The 18,182-nt window shown below is 73.2% G+C and carries 18 protein-coding genes; 8 read left to right on the top strand and 10 right to left on the bottom strand.

What is annotated here, in order from left to right:
• Positions 1–13 precede the first annotated feature (13 nt).
• On the top strand, positions 14–556 hold the full coding sequence (locus WA788_RS06610) for a methylated-DNA--[protein]-cysteine S-methyltransferase (protein WP_335972419.1): 543 nt from the start codon (positions 14–16) through the stop codon (positions 554–556).
• 22 nt (positions 557–578) lie between these two features.
• Here WA788_RS06610 and WA788_RS06605 read toward each other — a convergent pair whose 3' ends face one another.
• The 5 genes from WA788_RS06605 to WA788_RS06585 all read right to left on the bottom strand — a co-directional run bounded on the left by WA788_RS06605 (position 579) and on the right by WA788_RS06585 (position 5,764).
• Entirely contained in the window at positions 579–1,247 is a 669-nt protein-coding gene (locus WA788_RS06605) for a LysE family translocator (RefSeq protein ID WP_335972418.1), read from the bottom strand.
• A complete protein-coding gene (locus WA788_RS06600) occupies positions 1,241–1,594 on the bottom strand; it encodes a Rieske 2Fe-2S domain-containing protein (RefSeq protein ID WP_335972417.1) in 354 nt (117 codons plus the stop codon). The genes WA788_RS06605 and WA788_RS06600 overlap by 7 nt, the downstream gene beginning before the upstream one ends.
• On the bottom strand, positions 1,582–3,003 hold the full coding sequence (locus WA788_RS06595; RefSeq protein ID WP_335972416.1) for an iron-containing redox enzyme family protein: 1,422 nt from the start codon (positions 3,001–3,003) through the stop codon (positions 1,582–1,584). The genes WA788_RS06600 and WA788_RS06595 overlap by 13 nt, the downstream gene beginning before the upstream one ends.
• 72 nt (positions 3,004–3,075) lie before the next feature.
• Positions 3,076–4,179, bottom strand: coding sequence for a 50S ribosomal protein L11 methyltransferase (locus WA788_RS06590; protein WP_335972415.1), 1,104 nt, complete (start codon positions 4,177–4,179; stop codon positions 3,076–3,078).
• Between the two features lie 1,006 nt (positions 4,180–5,185).
• Positions 5,186–5,764, bottom strand: coding sequence for a nuclear transport factor 2 family protein (locus WA788_RS06585; protein WP_335972414.1), 579 nt, complete (start codon positions 5,762–5,764; stop codon positions 5,186–5,188).
• 103 nt (positions 5,765–5,867) lie between these two features.
• Here WA788_RS06585 and WA788_RS06580 point away from each other — a divergent pair, with 103 nt between their 5' ends.
• On the top strand, positions 5,868–6,491 hold the full coding sequence (locus WA788_RS06580; RefSeq protein WP_335972413.1) for a TetR/AcrR family transcriptional regulator: 624 nt from the start codon (positions 5,868–5,870) through the stop codon (positions 6,489–6,491).
• 163 nt (positions 6,492–6,654) lie between these two features.
• Here WA788_RS06580 and WA788_RS06575 read toward each other — a convergent pair whose 3' ends face one another.
• The 3 genes from WA788_RS06575 to WA788_RS06565 form a co-directional block, all read right to left on the bottom strand.
• Complete coding sequence (locus WA788_RS06575; protein WP_335972412.1) at positions 6,655–7,416, bottom strand: class II aldolase/adducin family protein; 762 nt, start codon at positions 7,414–7,416, stop codon at positions 6,655–6,657.
• A gap of 395 nt (positions 7,417–7,811) precedes the next feature.
• Entirely contained in the window at positions 7,812–8,804 is a 993-nt protein-coding gene (locus WA788_RS06570) for an ABC transporter substrate-binding protein (protein ID WP_335972411.1), read from the bottom strand.
• On the bottom strand, positions 8,801–10,219 hold the full coding sequence (locus WA788_RS06565) for an MFS transporter (RefSeq protein ID WP_335972410.1): 1,419 nt from the start codon (positions 10,217–10,219) through the stop codon (positions 8,801–8,803). Before WA788_RS06565 ends, WA788_RS06570 begins: the two co-directional genes overlap by 4 nt.
• A gap of 120 nt (positions 10,220–10,339) precedes the next feature.
• On the opposite strand from WA788_RS06565, the gene WA788_RS06560 reads away from it, so the two are divergent.
• Positions 10,340–10,975, top strand: a complete 636-nt coding sequence (locus tag WA788_RS06560) for a PadR family transcriptional regulator (RefSeq protein WP_335972409.1) — start codon at positions 10,340–10,342, stop codon at positions 10,973–10,975.
• A 647-nt stretch (positions 10,976–11,622) separates the two neighbouring features.
• Here WA788_RS06560 and WA788_RS06555 read toward each other — a convergent pair.
• Positions 11,623–12,765 (bottom strand): FAD-dependent oxidoreductase, encoded by a 1,143-nt coding sequence (locus tag WA788_RS06555; RefSeq protein ID WP_335972408.1) that lies wholly within the window; start codon positions 12,763–12,765, stop codon positions 11,623–11,625.
• 107 nt (positions 12,766–12,872) lie between these two features.
• Between WA788_RS06555 and WA788_RS06550 the strand changes: the two genes are divergently transcribed.
• Positions 12,873–13,571 carry a TetR/AcrR family transcriptional regulator C-terminal domain-containing protein gene (locus WA788_RS06550; protein ID WP_335972407.1) on the top strand — a complete coding sequence of 233 codons (699 nt, stop codon included), beginning with the start codon at positions 12,873–12,875 and terminating at the stop codon, positions 13,569–13,571.
• Positions 13,572–13,778: 207 nt separating this feature from the next.
• Here the strand turns inward: WA788_RS06550 and WA788_RS06545 are convergent, their stop codons facing one another.
• On the bottom strand, positions 13,779–14,510 hold the full coding sequence (locus WA788_RS06545; RefSeq protein WP_335972406.1) for an IclR family transcriptional regulator: 732 nt from the start codon (positions 14,508–14,510) through the stop codon (positions 13,779–13,781).
• A gap of 70 nt (positions 14,511–14,580) precedes the next feature.
• Between WA788_RS06545 and pcaH the strand changes: the two genes are divergently transcribed.
• From pcaH to pcaDC, 4 genes are read left to right on the top strand one after another with little or no spacing between them, the layout of a single operon-like run.
• On the top strand, positions 14,581–15,360 hold the full coding sequence (gene pcaH / locus WA788_RS06540; RefSeq protein WP_335972405.1) for a protocatechuate 3,4-dioxygenase subunit beta: 780 nt from the start codon (positions 14,581–14,583) through the stop codon (positions 15,358–15,360).
• The gene (gene pcaG, locus WA788_RS06535) at positions 15,357–15,893 is read left to right on the top strand and encodes a protocatechuate 3,4-dioxygenase subunit alpha (protein WP_335972404.1); all 537 of its coding nucleotides are present in this window, start codon (positions 15,357–15,359) and stop codon (positions 15,891–15,893) included. The genes pcaH and pcaG overlap by 4 nt, the downstream gene beginning before the upstream one ends.
• Complete coding sequence (locus WA788_RS06530) at positions 15,886–17,040, top strand: lyase family protein (protein WP_335972403.1); 1,155 nt, start codon at positions 15,886–15,888, stop codon at positions 17,038–17,040. The genes pcaG and WA788_RS06530 overlap by 8 nt, the downstream gene beginning before the upstream one ends.
• Entirely contained in the window at positions 17,037–18,179 is a 1,143-nt protein-coding gene (pcaDC, locus tag WA788_RS06525) for a bifunctional 3-oxoadipate enol-lactonase/4-carboxymuconolactone decarboxylase PcaDC (RefSeq protein ID WP_335972402.1), read from the top strand. The genes WA788_RS06530 and pcaDC overlap by 4 nt, the downstream gene beginning before the upstream one ends.
• Positions 18,180–18,182 lie beyond the last annotated feature (3 nt).

Genomic DNA, 18,182 nt, shown 5'->3' with positions numbered 1-18,182 from the left:
CACCAGGAGAACGATGACCAGCGACAACCCGGACCGGCTCGACAGCGTCGTGACGGCCTGCCACACCACCCCGATCGGCCGCCTCACGCTCGCAGCCTCCGAACAGGCCCTGCTCTACTGCGGTTTCGCCCCGCCCGAGCAGCTGCTCCGGCTGCTCGCCCCGGTCTGCCGCACCACCACCGACGAGGCGGCCGCCCCCACCGGATCAGCCGCCGGGCAGGTGCTGGAACGCACCCGGGCGCAGCTCGACGCGTACCTCGACGGGCGGCGCCGCGGCTTCGAGCTGCCGGTGGACATGCGGCTGGCCACCCCCTTCCGCCGCGAGGTCGTCCTCGCCGTGGACACCCTGGCCCCCTACGGCGCCACCACCACCTACGGCGCGCTCGCCGCGGGCATCGGCCGGCCGGGCGCGGCACGGGCGGTGGGCACCGCGCTCGGCGCCAACCCGCTGTGCGTGGTGCTGCCCTGCCACCGGGTGGTGGGCGCCGCCGGGAGGTTCACCGGCTATGCCGGCGGCGCCCACGCCAAGCAGTTCCTGATCGACCTGGAGAGCTGACCGCCCCACCCGGCGGCAGGCGTCAGCCCGCCCAGGCCAGGCGCACCGCGAAGCCGAGGAAGAGCACGCCGAGCACCCCCTCCGCGGCCTGCCGCCAGCGGCCGCGGCGCCCGGCGTCGCGCTCCTGCCGCCGGGCGCCGCGGGTGCGCAGCAGGTCGGTGGAGACGATCAGCACCGTCAGCCAGGCGGCCGCCAGCGCCAGGTAGACCGCCGCGAGCAGTGCCACGGTGCGCTGCGCCGGGTCGTGCCGGCCGGCGAACTGCGGCAGGTAGGCGAGCAGGAACACGCCGACCTTGGGGTTGCTGCCGGTGGACAGCAGCCCCAGGCCGTAGCTGCGGCGCAGCGAGAACCGCCCGCCAGGACCGTCAGGACCGGCCGGGCCGTCCTGGCCGCCGGCCGGCCGGCACGCGGCGGCCAGCGCCCGCACCCCCCACACCAGCAGCACCGCCGCGCCGGTCCACCGCATCGCCGTCCACACCGCCGGATTGCCGCGCATCACCACCGACACCCCGGTCAGCGCCAGCAGGGCGTGCCCCGCGCCGGCGGTGACCATGCCGGCGGCGCCCGCGAACGCCGGGGCGCGGCGCCCGCTGCGGAGCACCAGGTGCACCGCCAGCACGGCGTCCGGCCCCGGCGAGACGATCACCAGCAGCGAGGTGGCCAGGAAGTACGGCGATACGGTGGTCAGCACGCCGGTCCTCCGCCGCCCGCCGCGCACAGCGCCGCCGCCACCGGGACGTGGCGCACCCGGGTCGGGGTGCCGGGCGGCACGCTGAACACCGCGGTCACGCTGCCCCCTCGCCGCACCGACGCCACCTGGCGGCGCAGCCGGGCCACCGAGACGCGGCCGCCGTGCCAGGGGCACCGCACCTGCCTGCCGTCCGCCGAGACGTCGGCCAGGTGCAGCGGGCCGCCGCGGTGCGGGCAGGCGGCGCCCATCACGAAGCCGCCGGACGCGGTGCGGGCGTACACGTAGGGGGCGTCCGCGACCTCCACGCAGTTGCCGGCGCCCGTCGCGGCGAAGGTCACGACAAGCACGACGTGTGATCCCCCACCGAGTAGATCTGGTAGACGCACTCGTCGGACTCGATGATCGCGCCGTGCAGCCGGTTCTTCAGGATCACGACGCCTTCGCCGGCCTCCAGGATCACGTGCGAGTCGAAGCCGCTGACGAACTTCATCGTCCCGGAGACGATGTGGCACAGCTCGTCGCCGTCGTGGCAGTGGGTGTTGGACAGTTCGCCGAACGGCTCGACGATGTCGGCCAGCGGCGGGTTGATCCGGCCGCTGGTGATCGCCTCGTGGACCGGCGCGTGCAGCTTGCGGCACTCCGGCTGCCCGTCCATCCAGGCGATCTGCGCGGCGAAGTCCTGGTCGGAGACCTCCAGCAGGGCGCGGTACTCCTCGATGCCGCGGACCATCTCAGGGATCACGCTCTCGCCGTGCTCCTCCAGCACCGGCAGCAGCAGCTTCTCCAGCGCCATCCGCCCGTGGTGCTGGTCGATGTGCACGTGCTCGGTGAAGTACGTGGTGTCGACGCGGTCGCCGAAGACCTCGGTGAGCGTGCTGACCGCGTGCCGGCACCAGTCCACGAGGCTGGACTCGGTGTAGTAGAGCGCGCCGAGGTAGCGGAAGAACAGCTCGTGGTTCTTGCCCAGGTAGTGGAAGTAGTTGTTCATCAGCAGGCTGCTGTTGAGGTAGTACTGCCAGTACCGGTGCAGGTCGGAGCCGAGGCCGACCGACTCCAGGGTCTGCTCGTACAGTCGGCTGTGCTTGGTGGCGTGCACGCCGTACCCGTACTCGTCGATGATGATCTTGAACCACTCGGACTGGGCGGCGCCGTAGTTGCCCAGGACGTTGCGGATCATCGGCGACGCCTCGGACAGGAAGTCGGGCGCGAGCTGGATGAGCCACATGCGGGCCGCGCGCTCGCGGTCGGTGGACGACAGGATCGCCTGCTCGGTCCGCGACGGCCCGGTGGCCGCACCGGCGTCCAGCGACTCCACGTAGGCGAGGAAGGACTCCTTGGTCCACGGGCCGGAGACGTCGACCTCCTCGTCGAGGAAGCCGAAGGCGTAGCGCTCCAGCGCCGGGCGGATCGCCTCGCCCAGCGCCCGGTTGCCGGGGTCGTAGTAGCGGTGGAAGTCCTCGGCGCGGTCGCCGAGCCCGGACTTCGGCAGGAAGACCAGGTCGGCCTCGTAGATGCTGGTGAGCAGCCGCCCGGCGGCCAGGCTGGAGTAGTTGAGGATGTCGGCCCGGGCGGGCGGCTTGCTGAAGTCCAGGTGCCGCAGCACCTGCGGGCGCAGCTGGCGGCGGTAGGGGTTGTCGTGGTTCTGCCAGTCCTCGTTGTCCAGGTACAGCGGGTTGGTGGCGTACCGCAGGACGGCGTCGCGCAGTTCGTCGCCTTCCAGGGCGAACGGCCGGTAGGCGGGCAGGGAGTGGCTCATCGCGGGCTCCTCTCAAGGGGGCGGGCGGATGCGGGGTGTGCGGTGTGCGGGGTGCAGGTGCGGGGACAGCGGCTAGCGGGCCGTCAGGCGGCTGTCGGACCAGGACAGTTCGAGGTCGAACAGCCCGCCCGGGCGCAGCACCGCGCTCCCGTCGAGCGGGACGAGGGCCTGGGACCAGTGCGAGGCGGTCTTCTCCGGCTCGTTGCCGAGCACGATGCCCTCGCCGTAGTCCAGCGCGAACCACACGACGAGCCCGTCGGCCCGGCCGCCGTCCGTCACTGGCAGCGACACCCGCCGCGAACCGGGCAGCAGCGGCGCCGCGCGCAGGTCCCACCGCGCCAGGGGCGCCCGCTGCGACAGCGTACGGTGCGGCCAGGTGTTCAGGCGTACGGGGAAGTGGCCCGGGGTGGCGACCGTGTTCATCAAGGACACGTCGTAGTCGGCGGCGGACCGCACCCGGTTCAGCCCGGCCACCGCGGCGCTCTCGATGAGCTGGCCGTGCAGTTGCGCGCCGGCCGGCAGCATCAGTCCGCCCGGCGCCAGCAGGTGCTCGCGCGCGTGCCGGACGGCGGGGAACAGCCCCTCGCCGACCAGCCCGCAGTCGACGATCTCCGAGATGAGCACGTCCGCGCGGCGCGGCAGCTCCCCGCCGACCGACAGCGCGGTGGAGCGCCGGGGGACCACGGTGACGGCGTCGGACATGCCGTGCCGCGCGATCGTCTGCCGGGCGATCTCCGCCATCAGCGGGTTCTCCTCGCAGGTGACGACGTGTCCGGCGCCGGCCTTGACCGCCGCCATCGCCAGGAACCCCGTCCCGGTGCCGATCTCCAGCACCAGGGACCCGGACGGGATCTGCTTGTGCAGCGCCAGGGCCAGCGCCTCGTTCCGCTCGGTGTCATTCAGCATCGGGAAGTGCCAGCGCGGGATCGAGCGCCGGGCGATGTCGGTGAAGCCGTCGGACTGCGGCGTCCCGGCCCGGGCCAGCGCCTCGGCGGTCTCCTCGGCCAGGCGGCTGAGCTCCCACGCCCTGGTCTGCAAGGACGCCAGGGCCAGCCGGGCGGACGGCGACGACCAGGCAGGGGTGCTGTCGGTGCCGTCGGCGTGGTCGGCGCTGTCCGGCGGGGCGAGGTCCGCGGCGGCCCCCGCGGCGGGACTGTTCTGCACGGAGTCGGTCATGCTGTCGAGCACACTCCTTCGTGGTGCTCCAGGGGGATCAACAGGGGCGGCGGTGCGCCGCGGGTTCCCGCGTCCGGTACGCGGCCGGCGGCCGCGCCCTCGGCGGGCACGGCGCAGCGGCAACCGGAACGTGCGGAGTACGGCTGCCGACGAGGTCAGGGCAGCTGAGGATGCGGGCCTGACGCGGCCCGGTCCGGGCGCGCGGCGGTCACGCCCGGGTGCGGGGACAACACGCCGCGCGGAAGGGCGGGAACAAAGGGCGCGGGTGGCTGTGCGCGCGCCGGCAGAAGGTCGCTCGGGAATCGTTCATCAATTCCTCCCGCGTCTCAGGACGGTCGGGGGCGTATCGCTGCCGAGGGCAGCCCCCTCAAACGGTCGGTCCCGTCCGCAAGATGCTCTTCCGTGTCGGCCGGAGAAATACTGATCAGAGCGCGCGACTGAATCGATAAAGTCGGCGGGACGGCACCCAACATAAGCCAGCCCGGGGGAAGTGAAAACCGATTCCCGCAGGTTCCGGTCGTTGCGTGAATGGCCGGTAGTGGCCTAGGGAGAGATTCCGGATTCCGGTGCGTGAATTCGATCAACTGCCGCGGTGATCGCGTGTTTCCGGAAATCGATCTCCGGGGCGCCGGGGGCGCCGGCACCGGGCCCCGGGTGCCGGCCGGCCGCGCGGGGGCCGCAGGAGCCAAACGGCGTGGTCACCCCCCGGGAGCACTCCGGCCCGCCCGTCGCGGCGGGAACACCGCCGCGCCCGGCCCGCGCCGCCGCCGCGGGCGGCACCGGCGGGCGCGGGCGCGGTGCCGGCGGGCCGCTCGCCGGTCCGCGGTGGCCGCCCGCCGCTCAACAGCGCTCACCGGTGGCCGAGTTGTGACGCAGGCCACCCCGGCGCGGGCGGGCGCATCCGGCGGTTTCTGTACCTCCTGCCCGACCGCCCGCGTCCTCCGGCGTACGCCCCCGGGGCCGGTCGGGGGCCGGCGGGAGCCCTCCGGGGGCCGGGTGCGGGGGATCAGGACGCGTCGAGCCAGGCGTGGCCGGCGGCCTTGATGTCGGCCTCCAGGGCACTGCCGCGGGTGGGGAACTCCCGCACGATCGGGAAGCCGGACTTCACCAGCAGGTAGGCCAGTGCGGCGTACTCGCGTGGGAAGCCGCGTACCGCCTCCTCGTCGATCTCGTGGACCTTGGTCAGGAAGTTGAAGTAGCTCATGTCGTAGAAGCTCTGGCGCTTGGCGATGCGCCACTCGCCGTCGCGCTTCTCCACCTGGTCCCAGAAGCGGTTGTGCGCGGTGGCGCCGAGTTCCAGGTCGGTGTTCTCGGCGAGGACCATCGCGTTGGTCTCCACCAGGGCGCGGTCGCCGTTGAAGGTGATCGAGGGCCCCGCGATGACGTGCTTGGTACGCAGGGCGGACGCGCCCATGCGCGCCGATCCGTCGACGAAGTCGGTGGCCAGCCCGTCGAACCAGGTGATCTCGACGGTGGCGCCCGGGTGGAAGAGGTCGCGCAACCGGTCCCACTCGCTCAGGTCGCGGTGGATCCAGCCGGTCATCAGATCGGCGATGGCCGCGCGGTCCTCGAGGCGTGTGCCCATGGGGTGCTGCTCCTGTAAATAGAGAACGATTCGGTTTCTTAAAGCCACGTTACACCCCGCTGCCGATCGACGCGCGCAGAGGTCAGGGGCTATAACGGGGAGGGTGACCGCCTCTCCAGCAGCCCCCACCCCGCCGCCGGCCGGCGGCAGGGCCCCGGGAACCCGCCGGCGCGGCGCGGAGCTGACCCGGGCGATCTACCGGGCGACGCTGGAGGAGCTGGCCGCGAGCAGCTTCGAGGAGCTGAGCTTCGAGAAGATCGCGCCGCGGGCCGGCACCGGGAAGTCCGTGCTGTACCGCCGCTGGAGCACCACCGCGGAACTCGTCCTGGACGCGCTGAAGGACGAGGACGCGGGACTCGGCCGGCTCACGGCGCCGGACACCGGCACCCTGCGCGGCGACCTGCTGTTCCTGCTCACCAGGTTCGCCCGGGTGCTGGACGAGCCGCGCGGGCGGGCGCTGCGGCCCCTGCTGACCCAGCGCCCGCGCCACCCCGAGCTGTTCGGCCAGATCATGGACCAGGTCGTGCTTCCGCACCGGGCGCTGCTGCTGGACTGCATCCGCGCCGCCGTCGACCGCGGCCAGGCCGCCCCGGAGCGGGCCACCGTCCGCACCGCCTCGGTGGGCCCGCGGCTGATCGTGGCCGAGTCGATCGACCGCGGTTCCGTCCCGGACGAGGAGGTCAGGGCCGTGGTCGACGAGGTCCTGCTCCCGCTGCTGGCGCCGTAGCCTCCCGGTGGTCGCCGCCGCGGGTAGCCGTCGGCGGGCAGGTCAGCGGCGTCGGCGCAGCGGGCCATCGCGCCGACGTGCGCGCTGAGCTGCACGTATCCTGATTCTGCCGGCCGACTCGGCCGACCGAACGCGCGACCACCGGGACGCGCACGGCGAAGACCTAACCCCTGCCGGTGTCCGGCTCGCGGCTCAAGGACAGCCCTGCGTGATCGAGGGCGGCGAGGTGGCTGTTCCAGACCAGGGTGTCGAAGAACGCGGAGCCCAGGTCGGGCAGTTCGGCGATGTCCTCGGGAGGCAGCACTTCGGGCAGCCGCGGGCCGGCGGCGCTGCGGAGCGTCATCACCGCCAGGGTCTCCACGGCCAACGCGCGGACCACCGCCTGCTCGACGCTGGTCCCGGTGGCGGCGATTCCGTGGCCGCGCAGGATCGCCACCGGTCGGTCTCCGAGCGCCTCGGCCACCTCCCGCCCGAGTTCCGGCCGCGTGACCAGCACACCGCGCGGGTAGACCGGGATACCGTCCAGGGCCATCCGCATGGCGGGGATGTCGTAGGCGCCGACGATCGGACGCAGCGGGAGGCCCGCAAGGTCTGCGGCGACCACGTGGGGCGGATGCACGTGGACGACCGCGGACACGTCCGGCCGTGCCCGCAGGACCTCACGGTGGATGGGCAGTTCGTTGGGCACCCGGTAGCCCTCGGGCACTTCCGGTTCCCCGGACAGCGCCACCGGGTGGACGTCCCCCGGCTCGGTGAAGAGCAGACCGCGTTCCCGCGGGCCGCGGCAGCGGACGTGGAGGCCGTCGCCGTCGCCGGTGCGTACGGAGATGTGGCCGAGGATGTCGGCGGCCAGGCCCCGGAAGGCGAGGATGCGGCAGCCGAGGGCTACGGTATCGGGCGCGGTATCGGGTGCTGCGGTGGTCATGGGCCTTCCCTTGCAGAACTGCAGGACTTTCTCCCCGAGGCCCTCCGCCTCGGTCAGTCCTGGGCTTCGGTGACTTGCTGTTGCGTCTGGTGCCCGAGCCACCGTATGTGGCGGGCAGCCGCCGCCGTCCGACCGGCCTGCGCGCGGCCCCGGTCCCCGTGATCCGGCAGGGGTAGGTCCGCTCGTACGCGGCCTTGTCGAGGCGGGCCACCGGCCCGAAGGCGGCCACGCCGGCGCCGGACATGGTGGGCTGGAGGGCGGTGTCGTACTGGTTGAAGAAGTAGTTCGCGTCGGGGTGGCGTGTACGTATCGTTTCGGCGGAGGTCGCCTGCCGGCGAGCGGGGCGGCGCGGGCGGACGCCGCTCGCCGCAGGTCGGGACCACCAAGCCGGGCGGCTACAGGACGAAGGTGTCGGAGGCGGCGGCGAGCACCAGTTCCTCCGCGGTGCGCCGGTGTTTCACCAGGTGCTGCTCGTGCTGGTAGCGGGCGAAGGTCTCCAGTGCCTTGCGGTTGCGCTCCAGGCCGTAGTCCCACCAGCCCTCCCCGAGGGCTTCCACGGTGGCGGCGAGGTGCTCCTGCAGCCACGGCAGCATGACCTTCAGGGCGCTGCGGTAGCGCAGGTCCGCGTAGGCGATGTCCAGCGACTCCTCGAACGCCTTGGTCAGGGAGCGGGCCACCCAGGGGTGCCGCTCGGCGATCTCCCGGCGTACGGCCACGACGTGCATGATGGGGAAGATCCCGGTGCGGGCGTAGTAGGCGCGCTCCTCGGCCGCGAAGTCCTCGAAGAGGTGGCGGATATGGGGCTCGCGGCCCATGCACGACGGCTGGCTGGCACTGTAGATCGCGTCGATCTCGCCGTCCGCCAGCATCCGGGACAGCGTCTGGCCGGCTCCGAGCGGGGTGATCCGGACCGAGTCCGGCAGGTCGAGCGGGAGCTTCTCCGGCCGGCCCGGCTGCTCGATCCCGCCGGTGAAGTAGTGCACCGACTCGACCGGGACGCCGTACTCCTCGGCCATGATCCCGCGTTGCCACACGGCCGCGGTCATCTGGTACTCGGGGATGCCCACCCGCTTGCCGACCAGGTCGGCCGGAGACTCGATACCGCTGCGGGAGTTGACGTAGATGGACTGGTGGCGGAAGAAGCGGGACGGGAAGACCGGCAGCGCCACGAACGGCGGGTCGTCCCGATCGAGCGTCATCGCGTAGCTGGAGAGGCTGAGTTCGCTGACGTCGAACTCGCGGTGGCGCAGTTGGCGGTAGAAGGTCTCCTCGACGCCGAGCGGAAGGAAGGTGAGGTCGATGCCTTCCGGCCGCACCCGGCCGTCCTGAAGGGCGCGCATCCGGTCGTAGTCGCCGCAGGCGAAGGAGAGGCGGAGTCGGTGGGTCACGGGTAGGACACCTCCATGGTGGGGCCGGTGCGGGGCGCGCCGGTGCGGCGGGCCAGGGGCACGCACAGCAGCAGCGCGAGCAGGGCGCAGGCCCCGCAGACGGCGAATCCGGTCAGGTAGGACGCGAGGGCGGGCAGCCCGGCGGGGGTGGTGAGCGAGGTGAACAGGACGCCGGCGATGGCGCTGCCGGCCGAGTTGCCGACCGCGTACATCACGACGGACAGGCCCAGGGCCACGCCGGACTCCGCCGGCGCCACCGCGCGCAGCACCAGGAGTTGGGTGGCGGCCAGGGTGACCGCGAGCCCCATGGCGTCGAAGCCGAGTGCGACCAGTTCGACCAGCGGCACCGCGTGGCCCGCGGCGAAGCCGAGGAATCCGACGCAGATGGCGGCGAAGCCCACCGCCGCGGTCAGCACCAGTCCGCGCGGACGCAGCCGGCGCAGCACCACGATGCCGGCGACGCTGCCGAGGGCCTGCGGCAGGGCGAACCAGCCGGCGGCCAGCGCGCTCCAGCCGTAGCCGAAACCGGTGGCGGACGGGGTCTGGGCGAGGCGGGTGACGGCCGACAGCGAGCCGTAGATGCCCACCGCGATCAGGAAGGTCATCAGGTAGGGGAGCGCCACAGCCGGTCTGGTCAGATAGCCGACGTCGATCAGCGGTGTGCGCGTGGAGCGTTCGTAGCGCCACCAGACCGCGCCGACCGCGACGCCGCCCACCAGCAGGGCGAGTACCGCCGCCGAGGACCAGCCCCAGGTGGGGCCCTCGCTCAGGCCCAGCAGGAACGCGCCCAGCGCGACCGCGAGGAGCAGCGCACCCGGCACGTCGAGGCGGCCGGCGGCGCGCAGCGGCGAGTCCCGGACGGTGAGGGCGGTGGCCACCAGGCCGATCAGCCCGGCCACCGCGCCGACGGCGAAGTAGACGTGCCAGCCGTTCTCCTGCCGGCCGGTCAGCGCGCCCAGCAGCAGGCCGCCGGAGATGCCGAGGCCGGTGCCGACGTGGATCGCGCTGATCGCGGTGTGCGCGCGGGCGGGCGGCAGGGTGTCGCCGGCAACCGCCTCGGGCAGGGCGAGCATGGGCAGTTGGGCGCCGATCAGCACGCGGCCGGTGATCAGCAGCGGCAGGTTCTCCGCGAACGTGCACAGCGTGCAGCCGACGACGACCAGGGCCATGGCGATCAGGATCGCGGTCTTCTTGCCGATGATGTCGGCCAGCCGGGACAGCACCGCCAGGAAGATCGCGCCGGACAGCAGGCCCGAGGTGAGGACCCAGGAGGTCGCCGTGGCCGAGGCGTGCAGCGAGCGGCCGATCGACGGCAGCAGCGGGATCAGGCCGACCTGCACCAGTTGCAGGGCGAAGCCGAGATAGGTCAGCGTGCCCACGGCCAACCGGCCATTGACAGTATTCGGAGCTGCCATGGGGATGTCCCTCCTCATTGAAGGAGCGGTGGGTGCCGCGTACGCTAGGCGTGCCCCAATGTTTATGTCAACGCTTACGTAACGCCTTACGTACAGAAGGCCGCGGGAGATGGAGTCGGAGTGTCGCTGCGCCACGCACTGCTGGGCCTGCTCGATTCGGGGCCGAGGACCGGTTACGAACTGGCCCGGCTCTTCGACGCCTCCGCGCATCGCGTCTGGCACGCCACCCATCCGCAGGTCTACACCGAGCTGCGCAAGATGGAGGCGGACGGCCTGGTCACCGCGGAGGAGCAGCCGCGCGGCGGCCCGGAGGCCCGCGCGGTCAAGCGCGCCTACGGGCTGACCGGTGCCGGGCGCGACGAGCTGGCGGCCTGGGTCGGCGCCCCCGAGGAGCCCCCCGCCCTGCGCGACTCCGGCCTGCTGCGTACCACGTACCTGGAGTACACCGACCCGGAGGGCGCCCGGCGCCACTTCCGTCTGCACCGTGACCACTACGCGCGGATGGGCGAGTACTGGCGGCAGGAGGCGCGCCGCCTGGAACGGCACGAGAGCGATCTCCTGCGGGCCCGGCTGGACCAGGCCCCTCCAGGGCGGCACCAGGCCATCGTCCGCTACAAGGTGCACGTCTACCAGGGTCTGGCCGAGCGCGCGGATGCCGAGATCGCCTGGGCCGAGAAGGGCCTGGCCCTGGTCGACGAACTCGGCGATGAGTCCGCCGGGTTCGGTTCCCCGGCTGGTGAGGGGGCGTCGCTCTGACGAGCCGACCCAGTTGATCGGATACGTCCCGCCCGCCCCGCCGCCAGGAGCGGGCGCCGTGGCCCTGCCGGCAGGGGAGGGGCGCCGCGGGAGTGTGTCGCGGCCTTCGGCGAGCAGCCCGGCGAGCGCCCTGGTGCGGCGCGCCCATGGCTCCCGTCCCTGCCCGATGACCGGGCTGACATCGTGCCGCTCCGGGACCGGTCCGCGGGGATGGCCGGTGATCGGCGTACCAGGGCGGTGGGGGAGCGGAAGCCGACCGCGGTCAGCAGCGCGAAGTCGCCTCCCGTCCGGGAGCTCGACGGCGACCTCGCAGGCGCCGTGGTGGTGGACATCTCCAACTCAAGCCGGATGAGAGCCGAGGAGCTTGCAAGGGGCGCCACCGCGCGCGGGTGGGCCTCGGCGGCCACCTTGGGTTCTCCCACTTCACCGTGCTCACCGGCTTCTCTGCGAAGTCCAGCGGTGCACGGCGTAGTTCAAGGCCGCGACGAAGGTCTTGCGCTTGCGGCGTCGCCGTCGCTCCGAGAGCCGCTTTCCCGTCCAGCCGCAGCTTGAAGGCGTCCAGCATCTCCGGCACCCCGAGCGGCTCCTTCAAATCCTTCAGCGGCCGGGACGTCTTCGCCACCCCCCCGAGCACCCGGGTGCGGAGGTCACTGGGTCTGCTCGGCGGCGGTGAACAGTTCGACGAAGCCGAACGGTGCGCGGTCGCCGAGCAGAAGGTCCAGCATGGCGTGCGCCTGGGCGTAGAAGGGTTCGGTGCGGGCGAACAGGGCCTCTTCGTAGGCGGTGAGAGCCGCCTGGATGTCGTCGGGGTGGGCGGCGACGGCCTTGCCGAGTTCGGCGCCGTCGAACATCGCCAGGTTCGCGCCGTCGCCGGACGGCGGCATCAGGTGTGCGGCGTCGCCCAGGAGCGTCACGCCGGGGACGCGTTCCCACCGGTGTCCGTCGGGGAGCGTGTGGATCATGCGCGCGACCGGCGCGGTCTCGCCGTCGGTGATCAGTGCGGTGAGTTCGGGTGCCCATCCGTCGAACTCGGCCGCGACGCGGGCGGTGGCGGTGGCGGCGTCGGTGAAGTCGATGCCGGCGACCCACTCGGCGGATCGGTTCAGCTCGACGTAGGTGTGCAGGACGTTCCCCGCCTCGCGGTGCGCGGCGATTCCCGTACCCGGTGCCAGCGCGCACATCGCGCCGGCTCCGACCGCCTCGGCCGTCGCGGCGTGCCGTTCGTCGGCGTCGTGGAGGTAGGTCTCGATGAAGGTGGTGCCGGTGTAGCTCGGTTCGGCGTCCGACAGCAGCGGGCGGATCTTCGACCAGGCGCCGTCGGCGCCGACCAGCAGAGCGCTGGTCGCGGTCGTGCCGTCCGCGAACGCCAGCTCGTGCCGGCCCTCGCCCAGCGACCGGACGCCGGTGACCTTGCGTCCCCATTGGACCGTCTGCTCGGGCAGGGAGTCGAGCAGGATGCGGCGCAGGTCTCCGCGGAGCACTTCGGGGCGCCGTCCCGTGCCGTCGTCCGGCTGGTCGAAGAGCACCTTGCCGTGCTGGTCGAGGATGCGCATCGCCTCGGCGCCCTCGTGGATGATCGAGCGGAACTCCTCGGTGAGGCCGGCGTCGGCCAACGCGCGTTGCCCGTCCTCCTCGTGGATGTCGAGCTGGCCGCCCTGCGTGCGGGATGCGGCGGAGGGGTCGGCCTCGTAGACGGTCGCGGGGATGCCGTGGACGTGCAGTACCCGGGCGAGGGTCAGGCCGCCGAGGCCGGCGCCGACGATGGCGATCGGGGGGTGGGCGGTGTTCATGGGCTTCCTCTTTTCCGCACGGGCGGCACTGGGCTGCACCGAGCCATTATGGATCGACGTTCCATAATGATTATGGAACGCCGTTCTAGGCGTGTCAAAATGAGGTCATGCCACGGACACGAGGAAGAGCACCCGCCGGAGGGCGCGCCGATGCCCTCTCACAGGAGGTCGTCGTCGGCGCGGCGATCACCCTGCTGGACGAACTCGGCGAGCGAGGACTCACCTTCCGGCTGCTGGCCGAACGGCTGCAGACCGGCACCGGCGCCCTGTACTGGCACGTGGCGAACAAGGACGAGCTCGTGGCGCTGGCCGCCGACCAGGTGCTCGGCCACGCCATGGCCGCGGCTCAGCTCCCCGCGGAAGGCGCCGGCTCCGCGCTGCGCGCGCTGGGCATCGCCGTCTTCGACGGCCTCGACCGGCACCCGTGGGCCGCCTCCCACCTCACCGCGCCCACCGCCCTGCACCACGGGCTGCGCCTGCTCGATCGCATCGGCACGCTCGTCGCGCGCACCGGGCTGCCCGCGGAGCGGCAGTTCGCCGTCTCCACGGTGATCTTCTACTACGTCACCGGAGTCGGCGCCCGCATCATCGCGCCGGCCGTCACCGTCGGCGCGGTCACCAGCCGGGAGGACTTCCTCGCCCGGGCCGGCGAGCGCTGGAGCAGCCTCGACCCCGACGAGTACCCCTTCCTGGCCGGCGCCGTGGAGGACCTGCGCGGCCACGACGACCGCGACCAGTTCGTCACCGGCCTCGACATGCTCCTGAACGGCCTCCACACGACCACGGACCCGACACCGCCGGCGTGACCGAAACCCCGCCGGCGACGGACCGCCGGCGAGCTGGAGCAGGAGGACGACGATCCGTGCGCCGTCCCGGCGGGACAGCCGTTGCGGTGGGCGACCGGAAACGCCGGACCGGCCGCACGCCTCGGAGCGCTCGCCGGCCGCGCCGCGCTGGGTCCCGAACGCAGGCACCGCCGCGCGCGGCCCCCGACTCAGGGTGCTGCGGCGTCGTCAGGCGAGGCTGCGGGCGATTCCCCGGGCGGCGACACGCAGGGCCGCCACCAGCCGCGGGCGGGTGCGCCGCAGGTCGGGCACGACGAAGCCGACGGAGGCGACGACGCGGTCGGCGACAACGACCGGTACGGCGACCGAGCAGGCGCCCGGCGACATCTCCTCGACGGTCGTGGCGAAGCCGTCGGCGCGCACCCGGTCGAGCTGCTGCCGCAGCCGCGCCGGGGCCGTCACCGTGTACGGCGTGAACCGGCGCAGCCGCTCGCCCAGGACCGTCTGCCGCACCTCGGCGGGCCCGTACGCGAGCAGGACCTTACCGACCCCGGTGCAGTACAGGGGCAGGCGCGAGCCGATGGTGCTCACGATCGGGACCGACGCGTGGCCCGCGAGCCGGTCGACGTACAGCACCTCGGTCCCGTCGCGGACCGCCAGGTGCACGGTCTCCAGGGTCGCCCCGTAGAGGTCGTGCAGGAACGGCGAGGCGGCCTCGCGCAGACCGGTCTGGACCGGGGCGAGCATGCCGAGGTCCCACAGCCGCCGGCCGACGACGTACGCGCCGGTGTCGAGACGGCGCAGGGCTCCGCACGCCACCAGTTCCGCGGCCAGCCGGTGCGTGGTGCTCAGCGGCAGGCCGGACCGGGTCGCGATGTCGGTCAGCCGCAGGGACCGGTGGCGCTCGCCGAAGGCCCCCAGGAGCGCGAAGACGCGCGCGGTGACGGAAGGCGTCGACATCGGGGCCTCCTTCCGCTCAGTGGAAGTCCAGAGTGGATGCGGACACCGCGGCGGCGCCAGGGTGACGGCTATGAGCTTCACCACGCAAGCGCAGATCTCGGCCGAGATCGCCGAGATAGCAGCGGCCCCCGGCCAGGACGCCGTGCCGCAGCCGCGGATCGACTATCCGCCGTACCGTTCCAGCGTCCTGCGCCACCCGACCAAGAACCCCCGGCACGCCGACCCCGAGACGATCGAGCGCTGGGCTCCCTGCTTCGGCCACCGCGACGTGCACGCGCTGGAGGCCGACCTCACCATCGGGGCCGGCCGCGGGCCCGAGCCGGACTTCTCCGGCGAGCCGATCGGCGAGCGGATGACGGTGTCCGGCCGGATCGTCGACGGCGACGGGCGGCCGGTCGCCGGCCAGCTCGTCGAGATCTGGCAGGCCAACGCCGCCGGCCGCTACATCCACAAGCACGAGCAGCACCCGGCGCCGCTCGATCCCAACTTCACCGGCGTCGGCCGCTGCCTCACCGGAGCGGACGGGTCCTACCGCTTCCTGACCATCAAGCCGGGACCGTATCCGTGGGGCAACCACCGCAACGCCTGGCGGCCCGCGCACATCCACTTCTCGATCTTCGGGAACGCGTTCACCCAGAGGCTCGTGACCCAGATGTACTTCCCCGGTGATCCGCTCTTCGCGCTCGACCCGATCTACCAGTCGATCACCGACCAGAAGGCGCGCGACGCGCTCGTGGCCACCTACGACCACGACCTGACGGTGCCCGAGTTCAGCACCGGCTACCGCTGGGACGTCGTCCTCACCGGCAGCGGCCGCACCCTGATGGAGCCCGAGGAGGCTGCGCAGTGATCACCCCCGGACAGACGGTCGGCCCCTTCTTCGGCTACGCGCTTCCCTACGACGGCGACAGCGAACTCGTGCCCGCCGGCCGCGCCGACGCGGTCCGGCTGCACGGCACGCTCTTCGACGGCGCCGGTGAGCCGATCCGGGAGGCGCTCGTGGAGATCTGGCAGCCCGACGCGCAGGGCAACGTCCCGCGGGAGCCGGGCTCGCTGCACCGCGACGGCTGGACCTTCACCGGCTGGGGCCGGTGCGAGGCCGACCGGACCGGCCACTACTCGTTCTCCACGGTGCTGCCCGGCGCCACCGACGAGGGCAGGGCCCCGTTCTTCGCGGTCACCGTCTTCGCCCGCGGGCTGCTCGACCGCCTCTTCACCCGCGTCTACCTGCCCGGCCACCCCGCCAACGCGGCCGATCCGCTGCTGTCGTCGCTGCCGGCCGGAGAACGTGATTCCCTGGTCGCCGTGAAGGAACCCGACGGACTGCGGTTCGACATCCACCTCCAGGGCGAGCGCGAGACGGTCTTCCTGACCCATGGCTGATCTGTTGTGGCCGGGCGGCGAGCGAGCCGGCGACATCTTCACCGACGCCGCGTTCCTCGCCGCCATGGTCCGTGTCGAGCAGGCCTGGCTGGACGCGCTGGCCGGCGCCGGGCTCGCGGCGCCGGTGTCCCTGGTCGCGCCGGACGCCGACGTCGTCGCGGCCGGCGCGGAGTCGGGCGGCAACCCGGTCATCCCCCTGGTGTCGGCGCTGCGCCGGCAATCGCGCGACGTCCATCGGGGCCTGACGTCGCAGGACGTGCTCGACACCGCCCTCGTGCTGTGCCTGCGCGACGCCGTGCGCGCCGTCGAAGGGGAGCTGTCCCGCCAGGCCGCCGCACTGGCCGGACTGGTCCGCGCCCATCGAGCGACCGTCATGGCCGGGCGCACCCTGACGCAGTACGCCGTGCCGATCACCTTCGGGCTGAAGGCCGCCACCTGGCTGAACGGGGTGACCGCGGCCGCCGACCGGCTCACCAGGTGCGCCCCGCTGCCTGTGCAACTCGGGGGCGCCGCCGGCACCCTGGCCGCGCCGGACGCCCTCGCCGGCGGCCCCGACGGGGCACTGCGGCTGGTCGAGGACACCGCCGGTCGGCTGGGTCTGCCGGTGTCGGCGCCGTGGCACACCGAGCGCTCCGTCCTGACGGAGCACGCCGACGCGCTCGTGGCCTGCGCGGACGCCTGGGGCCGGATCGCCGGGGACGTGGCCCTGCTGTCCCGCCCGGAGCTGGGCGAACTGCGCGAGGCCGACGGCGGCGGCTCCTCGACCATGCCCGGCAAGAGCAACCCGGTGCTGTCCGTCCTGCTGCGACGGCACGCCCTGGCGGCGCCCGGTCTGGCCGCGACCCTGCACACCGCCGCCGGTTGCTACGTCGACGAGCGGCCGGACGGCGCCTGGCACGCCGAGTGGGACACCCTGCGGCTCCTGGCACGGCGCACCGTCGTGGCCGCCTCGCAGGCCGCCGTCCTGGTGGAGGGTCTCGTGGTCGACGCGGACCGGATGACCGCGCGGGCCGGCCAGGCAGCCTCCCAGCTGACCGCCGAGCAGCGCAGCATGGGCGGCGGTCAGGGCCCCTACCTCGGCGCGGCCGACGCCCTCACCGACGCAGCACTCGGGCGCGCCCGCCGCCTGTGGAAGGACCTCCCGTGAAGCTCTCCCTCGTCCAGCTGGCAGGCGCCGAGGGCCGCCCCACCCTCGTGGTGGGGCCGTCGCTCGGCACCTCCGTCACCGCGCTGTGGAGCCGTGCCGCCGCCCATCTCGGCGAGCGGTTCCACGTCGTCGGCTGGGAACTGCCCGGCCACGGCAGCGGCACGCCCGTGCAGGACCCCTTCACCATCGCCGATCTGGCCGCCGGGGTGGTCGAGGCCGTCGACCGCACGCTGGGCGCGGTCACCTTCGGCTACGCCGGCGACTCGGTCGGCGGCGCGGTCGGACTGCAACTCGCCCTCGACGCACCGGACCGGCTGACGGGAGCCGCGGTGCTGTGCACCGGTGCGCGGATCGGCAGCGACCGGTCGTGGCACGAGCGGGCGGCGCGGGTGCGCTCCATGGGCACACCGGCCGTGGTGGAGATGTCCGCCAAGCGCTGGTTCGCCCCGGGGTTCCTGGAGCGCGAACCCGACGCCGGCACGGCCCTGCTGCGCTCGCTCCAGGACACCGACCGGGAAAGCTACGCCCTCGTCTGCGAGGCCCTGGCCGCGTTCGACATCCGCGGCCGGCTGTCCGCGATCGGCGTGCCGGTCCTCGCCCTGGGAGGCAGCCACGACGCCGCGACCCCGGCCGCGGTGCTCCGGGAGGAGACGGCGGCCGTACCCGGCGGGCGGTTCGTGGAACTCGACGGCGTGGCCCACCTCGCCCCGGCCGAGGCGCCGCGCACGGTCGCCGACCTGCTCACCGACTTCTTCGTCTGCGTACCGGCCCGCGACCCCGTGCACGAGGCCGGCATGAAAGTGCGCCGCGCGGTCCTCGGAGACGCCCACGTCGATCGCGCGATCGAGCGGACCGGTGACGTGACCCGGGACTTCCAGGAGTTCATCACGCGGTACGCGTGGGGGTCGGTCTGGACACGCCCGGGCCTGGCCCGGCGGGACCGCTCGATCGCCGTGCTGACCGCGCTGGTGGCCGGACGCCACTTCGAGGAACTGGAGTTCCACCTGCGGGCCGCGCTCACCAACGGGCTCTCCCGGGAGGAGATCGTCGAGGTGCTGCTGCAGTCGGCGGTCTATGTCGGGGTGCCGGCGGCCAACACCGCATTCGGTGTCGCCGCACGGGTCCTGGCCGAGGGCTGACGC

The organism is Streptomyces sp. CA2R106 (genome assembly GCF_037034245.1).
GTDB lineage: Bacteria > Actinomycetota > Actinomycetes > Streptomycetales > Streptomycetaceae > Actinacidiphila.
This window is presented reverse-complemented; position numbering and strand designations above follow the sequence as displayed.

Bases quoted from the DNA above. Each gene is read 5' to 3' on its own strand.
- pcaH (WP_335972405.1), top strand. From the start codon at position 14,581: ATGAGCTTCACCACGCAAGCGCAGATCTCGGCCGAGATCGCCGAGATA.
- WA788_RS06585 (WP_335972414.1), bottom strand. From the start codon at position 5,764: ATGGGCACACGCCTCGAGGACCGCGCGGCCATCGCCGATCTGATGACC.
- WA788_RS06595 (WP_335972416.1), bottom strand. From the start codon at position 3,003: ATGAGCCACTCCCTGCCCGCCTACCGGCCGTTCGCCCTGGAAGGCGAC.
- WA788_RS06590 (WP_335972415.1), bottom strand. From the start codon at position 4,179: ATGACCGACTCCGTGCAGAACAGTCCCGCCGCGGGGGCCGCCGCGGAC.
- WA788_RS06565 (WP_335972410.1), bottom strand. From the start codon at position 10,219: ATGGCAGCTCCGAATACTGTCAATGGCCGGTTGGCCGTGGGCACGCTG.
- WA788_RS06530 (WP_335972403.1), top strand. From the start codon at position 15,886: ATGGCTGATCTGTTGTGGCCGGGCGGCGAGCGAGCCGGCGACATCTTC.
- WA788_RS06550 (WP_335972407.1), top strand. From the start codon at position 12,873: ATGCCACGGACACGAGGAAGAGCACCCGCCGGAGGGCGCGCCGATGCC.
- WA788_RS06545 (WP_335972406.1), bottom strand. From the start codon at position 14,510: ATGTCGACGCCTTCCGTCACCGCGCGCGTCTTCGCGCTCCTGGGGGCC.
- WA788_RS06555 (WP_335972408.1), bottom strand. From the start codon at position 12,765: ATGAACACCGCCCACCCCCCGATCGCCATCGTCGGCGCCGGCCTCGGC.
- WA788_RS06575 (WP_335972412.1), bottom strand. From the start codon at position 7,416: ATGACCACCGCAGCACCCGATACCGCGCCCGATACCGTAGCCCTCGGC.
- WA788_RS06610 (WP_335972419.1), top strand. From the start codon at position 14: ATGACCAGCGACAACCCGGACCGGCTCGACAGCGTCGTGACGGCCTGC.